Source organism: Actinomycetospora chibensis, assembly GCF_028737215.1.
Classification (GTDB): domain Bacteria; phylum Actinomycetota; class Actinomycetes; order Mycobacteriales; family Pseudonocardiaceae; genus Actinomycetospora; species Actinomycetospora chibensis.
Genome location: NZ_JAQZAM010000014.1, coordinates 121,196 through 137,000, shown reverse-complemented (window position 1 = coordinate 137,000; position 15,805 = coordinate 121,196). Strand labels below are relative to the sequence as shown.

The window sequence follows — 15,805 nt, the reverse complement described above, 5'->3', positions numbered from 1 at the left end:
GTATGGGACTGGAAGAGAAGCTCCCGAACGGGATCGTGCTGGCCAGCGTCGAGAGCCTGGTCAACTGGACCCGCAAGGCATCGCTGTGGCCCGCCACCTTCGGGCTGGCCTGCTGCGCGATCGAGATGATGACCTCGGGCGCCCCGCGCTACGACCTCGGCCGGTTCGGCATGGAGGTGTTCCGCCCGAGCCCCCGCCAGGCCGACCTGATGATCGTCGCGGGCCGCGTCACCAACAAGATGGCCCCGGTCCTGCGCCAGATCTACGACCAGATGGCCGAGCCCCGCTGGGTGCTCGCGATGGGCGTCTGCGCGTCGTCGGGCGGGATGTTCAACAACTACGCGGTCGTCCAGGGCGTCGACCACGTCGTCCCCGTCGACATGTACCTGCCGGGCTGCCCGCCGCGGCCGGAGATGCTCATCGACGCGATCCTCAAGCTGCACCAGAAGATCCAGGCCGAGCCGCTCGGACCGGTGCGGGCCGAGCTCGCCGCCGAGCGCAAGGCGCAGGGCGAGAAGCTTGAGCTGCTGCCGTCGTCGGTGAAGTACGCCAAGCGGGACAAGCACGGGGAGGTGAAGGAGGAGCATGTCTGGTGACGAGAAGGACGGGCCCGTGACCCCGGGCACCGGTGCCGGTGGCGCGAGCGGCCCGTCCGGCGCGTCCAACGCCTCCTCCGCGGGCGCGGCGGCGTTCGGCCCCCAGGAGATCGCCCGCCGCGACGTGTCCGGCGCCGTCGCCGGACGGGCCCGTGAGGGCATGTTCGGCATCGCCGGCTCCGGCGACACGTCGGGCTTCGGCGGGCTCCGCCTGCCCGCCTACGCGCCGGCCCCGGCCGAGCGGCCCTACGGCGGCTGGTTCGACGAGGTCGCCGACGAGGCGGCCGCGGCGCTGGCCGACGACGGGGGCGCCGACTTCGACACCTGCGTCCACCAGGTGACCGTCGACCGCGGCGAGATGACCTGGTACGTCGATCGCGAGCACCTCGTGCGGCTGGCCCGCACGCTGCGCGACGACCCGGCGCTGCGCTTCGAGTTCTGCTCCGGCATCTCCGGGGTCGACTATGGCGAGGGCGTGCCGCAGCAGCTGCACGTCGTCGTCCAGCTGCTGTCGATGACCTACCGCCGGCGGCTGCGCCTCGAGATCGCCCTCGAGCTCGACGACGCGCACTGCCCGTCGCTCGTCGAGGTCTTCCCGACCGCCGACTGGCACGAGCGCGAGACCTGGGACATGTTCGGCATCGTCTTCGACGGCCACCCGAGCCTGACCCGGATCCTCATGCCGGACGACTGGAACGGTCACCCGCAGCTCAAGAGCTACCCGCTCGGCGGCATCCCCGTGGAGTACCACGACGCGGAGATCCCGCCGCCCGACCAGCGGAGGGCCTACACATGACCACGACGGATCCCTACGCCGCCTCCTCCCGCGAGACCACCGAGGGCACCGTCTACACGGTCACCGGTGGCGACTGGGACGAGATGATCGACCAGACCGCCGGCGACGAGCGCATCGTCATCAACATGGGTCCGCAGCACCCGTCGACGCACGGCGTGCTGCGGCTCGTGCTGGAGCTGCAGGGCGAGGTCGTCACCGACGCGCGCCTGGTCATCGGCTACCTGCACACCGGCATCGAGAAGAACTGCGAGTACCGCACCTGGACCCAGGGCGTCACCTTCGTGACGCGCGCGGACTACCTCGCGCCGCTGTTCAACGAGACGGCCTACTGCCTCTCGACCGAGCGGCTGCTCGGCATCGACGTGCCCGAACGCGCCGCGACGATCCGCGTGCTCCTCATGGAGATCAACCGGATCGGCTCGCACCTCGTCGCGCTCGCCACCGGCGGCATGGAGCTCGGCGCGCTCACCGGCATGACCAACGGCTTCCGCGAGCGCGAGGAGGTCCTGCACCTGCTCGAGTTCCTCACCGGCCTACGGATGAACCACGCGTTCATCCGCCCCGGCGGGGTCGTGCAGGACCTGCCCGAGGGCTACAGGGAGCGCATCACCTCGTTCCTCGAGGTCATGCGCGGGCGGCTGCCCGGCTTCCACAAGCTGCTCACCGGCAACCGCATCTGGCGCCAGCGCCTGGAGGGCGTCGGCTACCTGCCCCTCGACGGGTGCCTCGCCCTGGGCGTCACCGGCCCGATCCTGCGCTCGGCGGGTCTTGCCTGGGATCTCCGCGAGGTCGAGCCGTACCTCGGGTACGAGAACTACGACTTCGAGGTCCCCACCGACACCGCCGCCGACAGCTTCGCCCGCTATCTCCTGCGGGTCGAGGAGATGAGCCAGTCGCTGCGGATCATCGAGCAGGCCCTCGACCGGCTGGAGCCGGGCCCGGTGATGGTCGAGGATGCCAAGATCGCGTGGCCGGCCAAGCTGTCGATCGGTGCCGACGGCATGGGCAACTCCCTCGATCACGTCCGCAAGATCATGGGCCAGTCGATGGAGTCGCTGATCCACCACTTCAAGCTCGTCACCGAGGGCTTCAAGGTGCCGCCGGGCCAGGCCTACGTGCCGATCGAGTCGCCCCGCGGCGAGCTCGGCGCGCACCTGGTCTCCGACGGCGGCACCCGTCCGCTGCGCGTGCACCTGCGCGACCCCAGCTTCGTGAACCTGCAGGCCGCGCCCGCGATGTCGGAGGGCGGGATGGTCTCGGACGTCATCGCCGCGCTGGCCTCGCTGGATCCCGTGATGGGGGGTTGTGACCGATGAGCCGCGCTCTCGGACCCGAGGCGCCGGCGGCTCCGCCCGTCGAGCCCGAGCACGCGATCGACGAGGCCGGCGGCACCACCGCACAGCACGCCGAGCGGGCCTCGGTCGACACCACGGTGTTCGACGGGGTGCGCGACCGGGCCACGGCGATCGTCGCCCGCTATCCGCAGCCACGGTCGGCCCTGCTGCCGCTGCTGCACCTCGTGCAGCACGTCGAGGGCCACGTCTCCCGCGCCGGGATCGCGTTCTGCGCGGAGGTCCTGGAGATCACGACCGCCGAGGTCTCCGCGGTCGCGACCTTCTACACGATGTACAAGCGCGAGCCCGTCGGCCGCCACCTCGTGAGCGTCTGCACGAACACGCTCTGCGCGGCCCTGGGCGGCGACGACATCTACGCCGCGGTGCGCGAGCGCCTGGGCGGGATCGGCCACGAGCAGACCAGCGCCGACGGCACCGCGACGATCGAGCACGCCGAGTGCCTGGCGGCCTGCGACCTCGCCCCGGTGCTCACCGTCGACTACGAGTTCTTCGACAAGCAGACGGTCGAGTCGGCCGTCGAGATCATCGAGGCGCTGCAGCGGGGCGAGAAGCCGCACCCGACCCGTGGTGCCCCGCTCAACGACTTCCGCTCGGTGGAGCTGCTGCTCGCCGGGTTCTTCGACGACCCGGCCGTCGGCGGTCTCGCCGCCGTCGCCGGTCCGTCGGCGGCCGAGGAGAGCCTGCGCGGCGCCCGGCTCGCCGAGGAGCGCGGCTGGACCGCGCCACCCGTGCCGGACGAGGGAGGCTCCGCATGACCGACCCGCTCACCCCGGTCCTGACCAAGCACTGGCTCGGCCCCGAGTCCTGGACGCTGCGCCACTACACCGAGCTCGGCGGCTACGAGGCGCTGCGCACCGCGCTGGCGACCCCGCCCGACGACCTCGTCGCGCTCGTCAAGGACTCCGGCCTGCGCGGACGCGGCGGCGCCGGGTTCCCGACGGGCATGAAGTGGAGCTTCATCCCGCAGGCCAAGCTGGGCGAGACGCCCACCGGCCCGGCGGCGAAGCCGAAGTACCTCGTCATCAACGCCGACGAGGGCGAGCCGGGCACCTGCAAGGACGTCCCGCTGATGATGGCGGACCCGCACTCGCTCATCGAGGGCTGCATCATCACGAGCTGGGCGATCCGCGCGCACTTCTGCGCGATCTACGTGCGTGGCGAGGTCGTCCACGTCCTGCGGCGCCTGCACGCGGCGGTGCGCGAGGCCTACGACGCCGGCCATCTCGGCAAGGACATCCACGGCAGCGGCTTCGACCTCGACATCGTCGTGCACGCCGGCGCCGGGGCGTACATCTGCGGCGAGGAGACGGCGCTGCTCGACTCGCTCGAGGGCCGTCGCGGGCAGCCGCGGCTCAAGCCGCCGTTCCCGGCGACCGCCGGCCTCTACGCCGCGCCGACCGTCGTCAACAACGTCGAGACGATCGCGACCGTCCCGGCCATCGTCAGCGGCGGCAAGGACTGGTTCCGGACGATGGGCCGCGAGCGCTCCCCCGGCCCGAAGATCTACTCGCTGTCCGGCCACGTCGAGCGGCCCGGACAGTACGAGGCGCCGCTGGGCACGACGCTGCGCGAGCTCCTCGACCTCGCCGGCGGCATGAAGGACGGCATCCCGCTGAAGTTCTGGACGCCGGGCGGGTCGTCGACGCCGCTGCTCACCGACGAGCACCTCGACGTCCCGCTGGACTTCGAGGGCGCCACCGAGGCCGGGTCGATGCTCGGCACCACCGCGCTCATGATCTTCAACGAGACCGTGTCGGTCCCGTGGGCGGTCATGAAGTGGACCGAGTTCTACGAGCACGAGTCCTGCGGCAAGTGCACGCCGTGCCGGGAGGGCTGCTACTGGCTCGCCGGCATCCTGCGGCGGATGGTCGACGGCGAGGGCACCGAGGCCGACATCGACACGCTGCTCGACGTCTGCGACAACATCCTCGGCCGCTCGTTCTGCGCCCTCGGCGACGGCGCGGTCTCGCCGATCACCAGCGGCATCAAGTACTTCCGGCAGGAGTTCGTCGACCTCTGCACGGCGCAGCAGCGGCATCCGGAAGTGGACCGAATCGTGGAGCTGAGCGGAGCCAGCGCATGACCGCCGCGTCCGAGAAGGCCCCGGAGAAGCCCTCCGAGCAGGACGATCTGCCCCCGGTCCCGCACGGGCACGTGCGGCTGACCATCGACGACCGCGTGGTCGACGCCCCGCAGGGCGAGCTGCTGATCCGTACCTGCGAGCGGCTCGGGATCGTCGTCCCGCGCTTCTGCGACCACCCCCTGCTCGACCCGGCCGGCGCCTGCCGCCAGTGCCTGGTCGAGGTGGAGATGGGCGGGCGCAAGATGCCCAAGCCCCAGGCCAGCTGCACGATGACCGTGGCCCAGGACATGGTCGTCAACACCCAGATGACGTCCGCGGTGGCCGACAAGGCGCAGCAGGGCGTCATGGAGCTGCTGCTCATCAACCACCCGCTGGACTGCCCGATCTGCGACAAGGGCGGCGAGTGCCCCCTGCAGAACCAGGCGATGTCCTCGGGGCGCGCGGAGTCCCGCTTCGTCGAGGAGAAGCGGACGTTCGCCAAGCCGCTGCCGATCTCCGACGAGGTGCTGCTCGACCGCGAGCGCTGCGTGCTCTGCCAGCGCTGCACGCGGTTCTCGCGGCAGATCGCCGGCGACCAGTTCATCGAGCTGCTCGAGCGCGGGGCGCACCAGCAGATCGGCACCGAGGAGACCGCCTTCGGCGAGGGCGAGGACTTCCAGTCCTACTTCTCCGGCAACACCATCCAGATCTGCCCGGTCGGCGCGCTGACCTCGGCGTCCTACCGCTTCCGCTCGCGCCCGTTCGACCTCGTGTCGACGCCCGGCGTCTCCGAGCACGACTCCTCGGGGGCGGCGGTCCGCCGCGACTGGCGTCGCGGCGCGGTCACCCGCGTGCTCGCCGGCGAGGACCCGGACGTCAACGAGGAGTGGATCGACGACAAGACCCGCTTCGCGTTCCGCTACGCGCAGTCGACCACCCGGATCACGCGCCCGCTGGTGCGTGGCGACGACGGCGAGCTGCACGAGACGTCGTGGACCGACGCCCTCGAGCATGCCGCGACCGCCCTGCTCGCCGCGCGCGACGGCACGGGGCCCGCTGCGCTCGACGCGGACGGCGAGCCGCCCGGCGAGCCCAAGCGCGGCGTCGGCGTGCTGCCCGGCGGTCGCCTGACGATCGAGGACGCCTACGCCTACGCGAAGTTCGCCCGCGTCGCGCTGAGGACCAACGACATCGACGCCCGCGCCCGCGCGCACTCCGGCGAGGAGCTCGACTTCCTCGCCGCGCACGTCGCCGGCACCGGCCTCGGGGTGACCTACGCCGACCTCGAGTCGGCGCCGGCCGTCCTCACCGTGGCCCTCGAGGTCGAGGAGGAGGCGCCCGTCGTCTTCCTGCGGCTGCGCAAGGCGGCCCGCACGGGGACGGCGGTGCATCACCTCGGTCAGTGGTCGAGCCCGGCCGTCGTCAAGACCGGTGGCCGGCTGGTCCGCAGCGCTCCCGGCCGCGAGCCGGAGGCGCTGGCCACGCTGCCCGACGACGTGGCCGCCGCGCTCGCGACGCCGGGCGCGGTCGTGCTCGTGGGGGAGCGCGCGGCCGAGGTGCCCGGTCTCTACGCCGCCGTCTCCGACCTCGTCGGCCGCACCGGGGCCCGCGTGGCCTGGGTGCCGCGACGGGCCGGTGAGCGCGGCGCGGTGGACGCCGGCGCGCTGCCGACCCTGCTGCCCGGCGGACGGCCCCTCGACGACGTCGCCCGTGCCCAGCTCGCGTCGAGCTGGGGACTCGCCGACGAGACGGCCCTGCCTGCGACGCCGGGTCGCGACGGCGCCGCCATCCTGCGGGCCGCCGCCTCCGGCGAGCTCGCCGGGCTCGTGGTCGGCGGTGTCGAGCTGGCCGACCTCCCCGACCCGGTGCTCGCCCGCGCGGCGTTGCGCGAGGCCGACGTCGTCGTGAGCCTCGAGCAGGTCGCGTCCGAGGTGACGCAGTACGCCGACGTGGTCCTCCCCGTGGCCCCGGTGATCAACAAGTCGGGGACCTTCCGCAACTGGGAGGGCCGCGACCGCCGCTTCGCCACCACGATCGACCCGTCGGGCGGCTCCTCCGGCCGCGTCGGCGGCACGGCCGCGATCACGCTGCCGGACTGCCGCGTGCTCGACACCCTCGCCGTCGAGATGGACGTCGACCTGTTCACGCAGACCCCGGAGGTCGCCGCCGCGGAGCTCGGGCACCTCGGTGCCGGCCGGCCGACGGAGATCGGGCCGGTGCGCGGCCCGGACGGGTCGGGTGACGCCGACGGCGACACCGCGGCGGGCACCGACGGGAGCCTGCGGCTGGCGTCCTGGCGCCAGCTCCTCGACGGCGGCGCGCTGCTGATCGACGAGCCGGAGCTCGCCGGGACGGCCCGCCCGCCGAAGATCCGGCTCTCGACGGTCACGGCTCGGCGGCTCGGGCTGGTCGAGGACGCGATGGCCGGGCTCGAGGGCCCGCGCGGGTCGCTGCACCTGCCCGTCGAGCTCGCCGACCTCCCCGACGACGTCGTCTGGGCGCCCGCGCGGGTGCCGCAGCCCGGCGGCGGGGTCGTCACGCTGGCGGGTCTCGGCCTCACCCACGGCGGGCCCGCCCGCCTCACCGGCGGTACCACCACTGACGGGAGCTCGGCGTGAACCCTGTTCCCCCGCCGGGGTACACCCAGACCCTGCTCGCGGACGACCCGTTCTGGCTGACGCTGATCAAGGTCGTCGTGGTCTTCGCGATGCTCATGCTGATCACGCTGTTCATGATCTGGTTCGAGCGCCGCGTCGTGGGCCGCATGCAGCAGCGTCCCGGCCCGAACTGGAACGGCCCCTTCGGCCTGCTCCAGTCGCTGGCCGACGGGCTGAAGCTGGCGTTCAAGGAGGACATCCGCCCGGTCCTCGCGGACAAGGCCGTCTTCTTCATCGCCCCGGTGCTCTCGGTGATCCCGGCCTTCGCCGCCTGGGCGGTCATCCCGATCGGTCCCGAGGTCTCGATCTTCGGCGAGCAGACCGCGCTGCAGCTGACCGACCTGCCCGTCGGCATCCTCGTCGTGCTGGCCTGCTCGTCGATCGGCGTCTACGGCATCGTGCTCGCCGGCTGGGCGTCCGGCTCGCCGTACCCGCTGCTCGGCAGCCTGCGCAGCGCCGCCCAGGTGATCTCCTACGAGCTGGCCCTCGGGCTGTCGATCATCGCGGTCGTGCTGTACGCGGGCTCGCTGTCCACCGCCGACATCGTCGCCGCGCAGTCGACCGGCTGGTACATCTGGCTGCTTCCGGTCAGCTTCGTGATCTTCGCGGTGTCGATGGTGGGCGAGACCAACCGCGCGCCGTTCGACCTCCCCGAGGCCGAGTCCGAGCTGGTCGGCGGCTTCCACACCGAGTACTCGTCGCTGAAGTTCGCCCTGTTCTTCCTCGCCGAGTACGTCAACATGGTCACCCTCTCCGCGGTGGCCACCACGCTGTTCCTCGGCGGCTGGCAGGCCCCGTGGCCGCTCTCGCTGTGGCCCGCCGCCAACGAGGGCTGGCTGCCGATCGTCTGGTTCCTCGGCAAGACGCTGGCGTTCCTGTTCGTCTACGTCTGGCTGCGCGGCACGCTGCCCCGCCAGCGCTACGACCAGTTCATGGCGCTCGGCTGGAAGCTGCTGATCCCGATCAGCCTGGTCTGGCTGATGCTCGTCGCCACGCTGCGCGTGCTGCGGGCCGAGCTGACCACCGCCCAGATCCTCATCGTCGGCGGCGTCGCGCTGGTGCTGCTCGTCGGTGCGGCCCTGCTGCTGCCCGACCAGACCCCGCCCGACGACGACCCGGAGCCCCCGGTCGTCGCCGACTACCCCGTGCCACCCCTGGACCTCGCCGTGCCGCCGACCCCGAAGCGGCGCCGCCGCGCGGTGACGGCCGCGCGCGGGGACGACCGGGAGGCCGAGACCGTGACCGCCGGCGCGAAGGAGGGAGACCGCTGATGGGCATGTTCGACGGGATCGCCGGATTCGGCGTGACCTTCTCGACGATGTTCCGCAAGGTCGTCACCGAGGACTACCCGCGGGTGAAGAAGGTGACCGCCCCGCGCTACCACGGGCGGCACCAGCTCAACCGACACCCGGACGGCCTCGAGAAGTGCGTCGGCTGCGAGCTGTGCGCCTGGGCCTGCCCCGCCGACGCGATCTACGTCGAGGGCGGCGACAACACCGACGAGGAGCGCTACTCCCCGGGTGAGCGCTACGGGTCGATCTACCAGATCAACTACCTGCGCTGCATCGGCTGCGGCCTGTGCATCGAGGCGTGCCCGACGCGCTCGCTGACGATGACGAACGAGTACGAGCTCGCCGACGACGACCGCCAGGACCTGATCTACGACAAGGACCGCCTGCTCGCCCCGCTGCTGCCGGGCATGGAGCAGCCGCCGCACCCCATGCGCCTCGGCGAGAACGAGCAGGACTACTACGTCCAGGGCCCCGAGATGGCCCGCCGCTCGGACGTCCAGGACGCGGTGCGTGAGGAGATCCAGATGACGCCCGAGGCGTCGCGGTGAGCGCCGTCCTGGCCGGCCAGGTCCTCGCCGCCGCCCCGATGACCGGCGGCGGGGAGATGACCACCGGCGAGTCGGTGGCGTTCTGGATCCTCGGCCCGGTGGCCCTGGCCGGCGGGCTCGGCATGATCTTCTCGCGGAACGCCGTGCACTCGGCGCTCTGGCTGGTGATGACCATGCTGTCGCTCGGGATCCTCTACATGGTCCAGCAGGCGCCGTTCCTGGGCTTCACCCAGATCATCGTCTACACCGGCGCGATCATGATGCTGTTCGTGTTCGTGCTGATGATGGTCGGGCGCGACGCGTCCGACTCCGTCGTCGAGGTGCTGCGCGGGCAGCGGCTCGCGGCGGCCGTCCTCGGCGTCGGCCTCGGCGGTCTGACCGTGGCCGCCGTCGCGGAGACGCTGACGACGATCGGCCCGGTGGGGCTCGGGCCCGGATACGGCCCCGAGGCCCGCGGCAACGTGCAGGCGCTCGGGACGAGCATCTTCCGCGACTACCTGCTGCCCTTCGAGCTGACCTCGGCCCTGCTCATCACGGCGGCGGTCGGCGCGATGGTCTACACGTTCGCGGGCCAGGCCCGTCGCAAGCAGTCGAGCCAGCGCGAGCGGGTCGTCGAGCGTCTCCGTGGCCCGCTGGAGAACTACGGGTCGCGCTCCGGCCCCGGCGTCTTCGCGACCGCCGACTCCGTCGCCACCCCGGCGCTGCTGCCCGACGGCTCGGTGGCCCCGGCCTCGCTCTCGAAGATCATCGAGGCCACGCGGCGCGAGCGTCTCGACGCCGACATCGCCGACGTCCGCAGCGACACCGGCCCGGCGACCGACGTCTCCGCCCGGGCCCTGCGCGGCGGTGGCGGCGACGGCGCGGAGGCGGGCGCCGGGAGCACCCACGACCGGCTGCACGAGGGCACCCACGAGGGAGGGGCCCGATGAGCCCCACGATCTACCTGCTGCTCTCCGCGCTGCTGTTCGCGATCGGCGCGGTCGGCGTGCTCGTGCGCCGCAACGCGATCGTCGTGTTCATGTGCATCGAGCTCATGCTCAACGCCGTGAACCTGACGCTCGTCACGTTCTCGCGCATCAACGGGTCGCTCGGCGGCCAGATCATGGCCTTCTTCGTCATGGTCGTGGCCGCGGCGGAGGTCGTCGTCGGGCTCTCGATCATCATGGCGATCTTCCGTACGCGCCGGACGACCTCGGTCGACGACGCCAACCTGCTGAAGTACTGAGGGGACCAGAAGTCGTGGCTTGGACCCATGCGCTGGCGACCGCCGCCCCGCTGCCGCCCGTCGTGCCCGTGGAGGGCGGCGCCGCCGGCGCGGCGTGGCTGCTCGTCGCCCTCCCCGCGCTGGGCGCGCTCGTGCTGTTCGTCGGCGGGAGGCGCACCGACCGGTGGGGCCACCTGCTCGGCGTCGGCACCGTGGTCGCGGCCTTCGTGTACGGGGTGGTGCTCTTCCTCGGGACGGTCGCGCTGCCCGCCGAGGAGCAGGTGCGCGATCTGCCGCTCTATGACTGGATCGCGGTCGCGTCGCTGAACGTGGAGCTCGGGCTGCGGCTCGACCCGCTCTCGCTCTCCTTCGTCCTGCTGATCACGGGCGTCGGGTCGCTGATCCACATCTACTCGGTGGGCTACATGTCCCACGACCCGAACCGCCGCAAGTTCTTCGCGCAGCTCAACCTCTTCGTCGCGGCGATGCTCGTGCTGGTCCTGGGCAACGGGTTCGTGACGCTCTACCTGGGCTGGGAGGGCGTGGGTCTCGCCTCCTACCTGCTCATCGGCTTCTACACGCAGCGCCGGTCGGCGGGCAGCGCCGCGAAGAAGGCGTTCCTGATGAACCGCGTCGGGGACGTCGGCCTCGCGATCGCGATCTTCATCCTCTTCCTCGAGCTGGGCACCACCCAGTACGCCGACGTCTTCGCCCGCGCCGGGGAGATCTCGCCCGGTGCGCTGACCGCGATCACGCTCCTGCTGCTGCTCGGCGCGTGCGGCAAGTCGGGCCAGTTCCCGCTGCAGGCCTGGCTCCCGGACGCCATGGAGGGCCCGACCCCGGTGTCGGCGCTGATCCACGCGGCCACGATGGTCACCGCGGGCGTCTACCTCATCGCGCGGTCGAACCCGCTCTACGACCTGGCGCCGATCGGCCAGCTCGTCGTCACGATCGTCGGCGCGATCACGCTGCTGATCGGCGCGATCATCGGCTGCGCGTACGACGACATCAAGAAGGTCCTGGCGTACTCCACGGTCAGCCAGATCGGCTACATGATGCTGGCCGTCGGGCTCGGCCCGGTCGGCTACGCCGCGGCCCTTGCCCACCTGTTCACGCACGGCTTCTTCAAGGCGGGCCTGTTCCTCGGGGCCGGCTCGGTGATGCACGGGATGGCCGACGAGACCGACATGCGCCGGTACGGCGGGCTGTGGCGCCACATGCCGGTGACGTTCTGGACGTTCACCCTCGGCTACCTCGCCCTGATCGGCTTCCCGTTCCTGTCCGGGTACTTCACCAAGGACCTGATCATCGAGGCCGCGCTCACCGCGGGGCCGGTGGCGGGGTGGCTCCTCGGCGGTGCGGCGCTGCTCGCGGCCGGGCTGACGGCGTTCTACATGACCCGGCTGATGCTCATGACGTTCTTCGGAGAGGAGCGCTGGCGCGACCTCCGCCCGCGGCGCGTCGACCCGGCCGACCTCGAGGACCCGCCCGAGCACTACCACCCGCACGAGTCGGCGGCCTCGATGACGGTGCCGATGATCCTGCTGGCGATCGGGTCGGTCGGCGCCGGCGCGTTCCTGGTCCTCGGGGAGCGGCTCGCGGACTTCCTCGAACCCTCGATCGGTCCCACGGTGGAGCCGTACGACGTCCCGGCCGTGTTCTACGTCGGCCTGGTGCCCTACCTCGCCACCGCGCTGATGCTCGTCGGCGCCGGGATCGCCTACCTGGTCGTGGGCCGCCGCACCGTGCCGGTCGAGCGCCCGCAGCGCGTGAGCCTGCCCGTGCGCGCCGCCCGGGCCGACCTCTACGCCAACACGATCAACGAGAGCGTCATCGCCCGGCCGGGCCTCTGGCTCTCGCGCGCGCTGGTCTACGTCGACAACCGTGGCGTCGACGGCGCCGTCAACGGCATCGCCGCCCTGCTGGGCGGCACGTCCGGGCGGCTGCGGCGCAGCCAGACCGGCTTCGTCCGCACCTACGCCCTGACCATCCTGGGAGGCTCCGTCGTGCTCGTCGCGGCCCTGCTCACCGTCGGCGGGTTCCCCGGATGAGCGCCGTCCTGCTGGTCCTGCTGCTCCTGCCGCTGGTCGGCGCCGCCGTCGTCGGCGCGATGGCCCGCCGGGAGGACCTCGACCGCGCCGCGAAGATCCTCGGTCTGGCGCTCTCGGCGGTCTCGCTGGTGCTCGTGATCGTGCTGTGGGCCGGGTTCCGCACCGGGCCCGGCACGCCGCGCTTCCAGGCCGAGCTGTCGGTCGCGTGGATCCCGGCGTTCGGCACGCGCTTCGCGCTCGGTCTCGACGGGATCGCGCTGACGATGATCGCGCTGCTCGCGGTGCTGGTGCCGATCGTGCTGTGGTTCGCGTGGGCCGAGAAGCTGCCCGCGGGCCGCACCGGCGCGGGCTTCACCGCGCTGATGCTCTCGACGCAGGGCGTCCTGGTCGGCGTGTTCGCCGCGACCGACGTCTTCCTGTTCTACGTGCTGTTCGAGGCGATGCTCATCCCGATGTACTTCCTCATCGGGCGCTTCGGCGGGCCGCGCCGCCAGTACGCCGCGGTGAAGTTCTTCCTCTACTCGTTCCTCGGCGGGCTGATCATGCTCGCCTCGGTGATCGGGCTGTTCGTCGCGAGCGACACCCGGCTGGGCGAGGGGACGTTCGACTGGGCCGCCCTGCAGGGCATGGCGGCACAGCTCCCGCTCTCCACCCAGATCCCGCTGTTCCTCGGGTTCTTCGCCGCGTTCGCGATCAAGGCGCCCCTGGTGCCGTTCCACACGTGGCTGCCCGACGCCGGTGCCGAGGCCCCGATCGCGGGAGGCGTGATCCTGCTCGGCCTGCTGGACAAGGTCGGCACCTTCGGGTTCCTGCGCTACAACCTGCCGCTGTTCCCAGCGGCGTCCCGCGAGCTCGCCCCGCTGCTGCTGACGCTCGCCGTCATCGGTGTCGTGTACGGCTCGCTGCTCGCCGCGGTGCAGACCGACATGAAGCGTTTCGTGGCCTACACCTCGATCGCGCACTTCGGCTTCATCGCGCTCGGCATCTTCGCGTTCTCCTCGCAGTCGATCGCGGGCTCGGCGCTCTACATGGTCAACCACGGCATCTCGACCGCGATGCTCTTCCTGGTCGTCGGCCTGCTGATCCGCCGTGGCGGCACGGCGTCGATGACCGAGTACGGCGGGGTCGGGCGGGTCGCCCCGCTGCTGGCGGGCATGTTCCTCATCGCCGGCCTCTCGACGATCGCCCTGCCCGGGACCAACTCGTTCATCAGCGAGTTCCTCGTCCTGCTGGGGGCGTTCCCGCGCGAGCCGGTGTTCAGCGTGATCGCGACCGTCGGCATCGTCTTCGCCGCGCTCTACATGCTCTGGGTATTCCAGCGCGTGATGACCGGGCCGTTGCGCGGCTCGGCGGTGGTCGGTGACGGCCCGGGGGCCGCCTCCGCGGCGGTGATGACGTCCGCCTCCGACGGCGACGCCGACGACCCCTCGGCGCGCAACCTCACCGCGCGCTTCGGCGACCTGACCCGCGGCGAGGTCGCGGTGCTGACCCCGCTCGTGGCCCTGATCCTCGTGCTCGGCTTCTTCCCCGGTCCGGTCCTCGAGGTCCTCGAGCCGGCGGTGTCGGCGACCATGGCCGAGGTCGGCGTCGTCGACCCGGTGACCCCGAACGGAGTGGCGCGATGACCGGGCAGGCCTTCCCGTCGGTCGACTACGGCGCGCTCGCGCCGGTGCTGATCGTGCTCGGCGGCGCGTGCGTGTCGGTGCTGCTCGAGGCGCTGCTGCCGCTGCGGGTGCGCGGGCGCACCCAGCTCGGCCTGACGCTCACCGTGGTGGCCGCGGCGCTCGTCGCCGTGATCGTGCGGGCGACGTCGGGCGCGGCGCCGGTGTCGACGCTGGCCGGGGCGCTGGCCGTCGACGGGCCCGCGCTGTTCCTCTGGGGCACGCTGCTGGCCCTCGCGGTGCCCAGCGTGCTGCTGCTCGCAGACCGTTCCGTGGAGCCCGGCGGGGCGTTCCTCGCCGACCCGGTGGCGCTCGGCGAGGCCGAGGCCGCCGAGCAGCGGGTCGCCGTCGGCGCCCGCGCGGGCGGCTCGTCGTCGGCCCGGTCCTCGGGCGGCGGCGGTCGCACCGGGCGGTCGGCTCGTGGGCAGACCCCCGTCGAGAGCCAGAGCGAGATCTACGCCCTCGTGCTCTTCGCGCTCGGCGGGATGCTCGTCTTCTGCGCCTCCGACGACCTGCTGACGATGTTCGTCGCGCTCGAGGTGCTGAGCCTGCCGCTCTACCTGCTCTGCGGGCTGGCGCGGCGCCGGCGGCTGATGAGCCAGGAGTCGGCGGTCAAGTACTTCCTGCTCGGCGCGTTCTCGTCGGCGTTCTTCCTCTACGGGCTCGCGCTGCTCTACGGCTACGCGGACTCGGTGAAGCTCTCCGACATCTCGCTGGCGGCCGCGGGCTCGCTGCGCCCCGACTCGCTGCTGTTCGCCGGGCTGGCGCTGCTGGTGGTGGGGCTGCTGTTCAAGGCCTCGGTGGGCCCGTTCCACACGTGGACCCCCGACGTGTACCAGGGCGCGCCGACCTCGGTGACCGCGTTCATGGCCGCCTGCACGAAGGTCGCCGCGTTCGGCGCGATCCTGCGGGTGTTCACCGTCGCGTTCGGCTCCACGGTGTGGGAGTGGCGCGGGGTGCTGTGGGTCGTCGCGATCGCCTCCATGGTGATCGGCGCGGTGCTCGGCCTGACCCAGACCGACGTCAAGCGCATGATCGCCTACTCGTCGGTGGCGCACGCCGGCTTCCTGCTCCTCGGTGCCATGGCGATCACCCCGCAGGGGCTCTCGGCGACGCTGTTCTACCTGCTCGCCTACGGCTTCACGACCGTCGCGCTGTTCGGGCTGGTGTCGCTGGTGCGCGGCCCCGACGGTGAGGCGACGCACCTGTCGGCCTGGGCGGGCCTCGGGAAGCGCGCGCCGGTGGTCGCCGCGGCGGTGACGTTCCTCATGCTGGCCCTGGCCGGGATCCCGCTGACCAGTGGCTTCACGGCCAAGTTCGCGGTGTTCGCCGCGGCCCTCGCCGACGGTATGGCGCCGCTGGTCATCGTGGCTCTGGTGGTCAGTGCGGTGGCCGCGTTCTTCTACCTGCGGCTGATCGTGCTGATGTACTTCTCCGAGCCCGCGGCCGACGGCCCTACCGTCAGCGTGCCTGGCCCGTTCACGACGGTGGCGATCACACTGGGGGTCGTGGTGACCCTCCTGCTCGGCGTCGTGCCAACCGCCGTCCTCGGATGGGCCGACGGCCTGTCCTTCCTGGGCTGA

13 protein-coding genes are annotated in these 15,805 nt (G+C 72.0%); all 13 read left to right on the top strand.

The features are described 5' to 3' along the window. Nucleotides 1-2 precede the first annotated feature (2 nt). Genes PH189_RS21570 through nuoN form a run of 13 tightly spaced genes read left to right on the top strand, consistent with a single transcriptional unit; the run spans nt 3 to nt 15,805 of the window. On the top strand, nt 3-596 hold the full coding sequence (locus PH189_RS21570; RefSeq protein WP_274190876.1) for a NuoB/complex I 20 kDa subunit family protein: 594 nt from the start codon (nt 3-5) through the stop codon (nt 594-596). Then, nucleotides 586-1,392 (top strand): NADH-quinone oxidoreductase subunit C, encoded by an 807-nt coding sequence (locus PH189_RS21565; protein ID WP_274190875.1) that lies wholly within the window; start codon nt 586-588, stop codon nt 1,390-1,392. The genes PH189_RS21570 and PH189_RS21565 overlap by 11 nt, the downstream gene beginning before the upstream one ends. Further along, on the top strand, nt 1,389-2,708 hold the full coding sequence (locus PH189_RS21560) for an NADH-quinone oxidoreductase subunit D (protein ID WP_274190874.1): 1,320 nt from the start codon (nt 1,389-1,391) through the stop codon (nt 2,706-2,708). The genes PH189_RS21565 and PH189_RS21560 overlap by 4 nt, the downstream gene beginning before the upstream one ends. Further along, the gene (gene nuoE, locus PH189_RS21555; RefSeq protein WP_274190873.1) at nt 2,705-3,502 is read left to right on the top strand and encodes an NADH-quinone oxidoreductase subunit NuoE; all 798 of its coding nucleotides are present in this window, start codon (nt 2,705-2,707) and stop codon (nt 3,500-3,502) included. The genes PH189_RS21560 and nuoE overlap by 4 nt, the downstream gene beginning before the upstream one ends. Continuing rightward, entirely contained in the window at nt 3,499-4,830 is a 1,332-nt protein-coding gene (gene nuoF, locus PH189_RS21550) for an NADH-quinone oxidoreductase subunit NuoF (protein WP_274190872.1), read from the top strand. The genes nuoE and nuoF overlap by 4 nt, the downstream gene beginning before the upstream one ends. Then, nucleotides 4,827-7,427 (top strand): NADH-quinone oxidoreductase subunit G, encoded by a 2,601-nt coding sequence (locus PH189_RS21545; protein ID WP_274190871.1) that lies wholly within the window; start codon nt 4,827-4,829, stop codon nt 7,425-7,427. The genes nuoF and PH189_RS21545 overlap by 4 nt, the downstream gene beginning before the upstream one ends. Further along, on the top strand, nt 7,424-8,737 hold the full coding sequence (gene nuoH, locus PH189_RS21540; RefSeq protein ID WP_274190870.1) for an NADH-quinone oxidoreductase subunit NuoH: 1,314 nt from the start codon (nt 7,424-7,426) through the stop codon (nt 8,735-8,737). Before PH189_RS21545 ends, nuoH begins: the two co-directional genes overlap by 4 nt. After that, complete coding sequence (gene nuoI / locus PH189_RS21535) at nt 8,737-9,306, top strand: NADH-quinone oxidoreductase subunit NuoI (RefSeq protein ID WP_274190869.1); 570 nt, start codon at nt 8,737-8,739, stop codon at nt 9,304-9,306. Before nuoH ends, nuoI begins: the two co-directional genes overlap by 1 nt. 56 nt (nt 9,307-9,362) lie before the next feature. After that, a complete protein-coding gene (locus PH189_RS21530) occupies nt 9,363-10,235 on the top strand; it encodes an NADH-quinone oxidoreductase subunit J (protein WP_274190961.1) in 873 nt (290 codons plus the stop codon). Continuing rightward, the gene (nuoK, locus tag PH189_RS21525; RefSeq protein WP_274190868.1) at nt 10,232-10,531 is read left to right on the top strand and encodes an NADH-quinone oxidoreductase subunit NuoK; all 300 of its coding nucleotides are present in this window, start codon (nt 10,232-10,234) and stop codon (nt 10,529-10,531) included. Before PH189_RS21530 ends, nuoK begins: the two co-directional genes overlap by 4 nt. 32 nt (nt 10,532-10,563) lie before the next feature. Continuing rightward, nucleotides 10,564-12,561 carry an NADH-quinone oxidoreductase subunit L gene (gene nuoL, locus PH189_RS21520; protein WP_378014989.1) on the top strand — a complete coding sequence of 666 codons (1,998 nt, stop codon included), beginning with the start codon at nt 10,564-10,566 and terminating at the stop codon, nt 12,559-12,561. Then, a complete protein-coding gene (locus PH189_RS21515; RefSeq protein WP_274190867.1) occupies nt 12,558-14,186 on the top strand; it encodes an NADH-quinone oxidoreductase subunit M in 1,629 nt (542 codons plus the stop codon). Before nuoL ends, PH189_RS21515 begins: the two co-directional genes overlap by 4 nt. Continuing rightward, a complete protein-coding gene (gene nuoN / locus PH189_RS21510) occupies nt 14,183-15,805 on the top strand; it encodes an NADH-quinone oxidoreductase subunit NuoN (protein ID WP_274190866.1) in 1,623 nt (540 codons plus the stop codon). The genes PH189_RS21515 and nuoN overlap by 4 nt, the downstream gene beginning before the upstream one ends.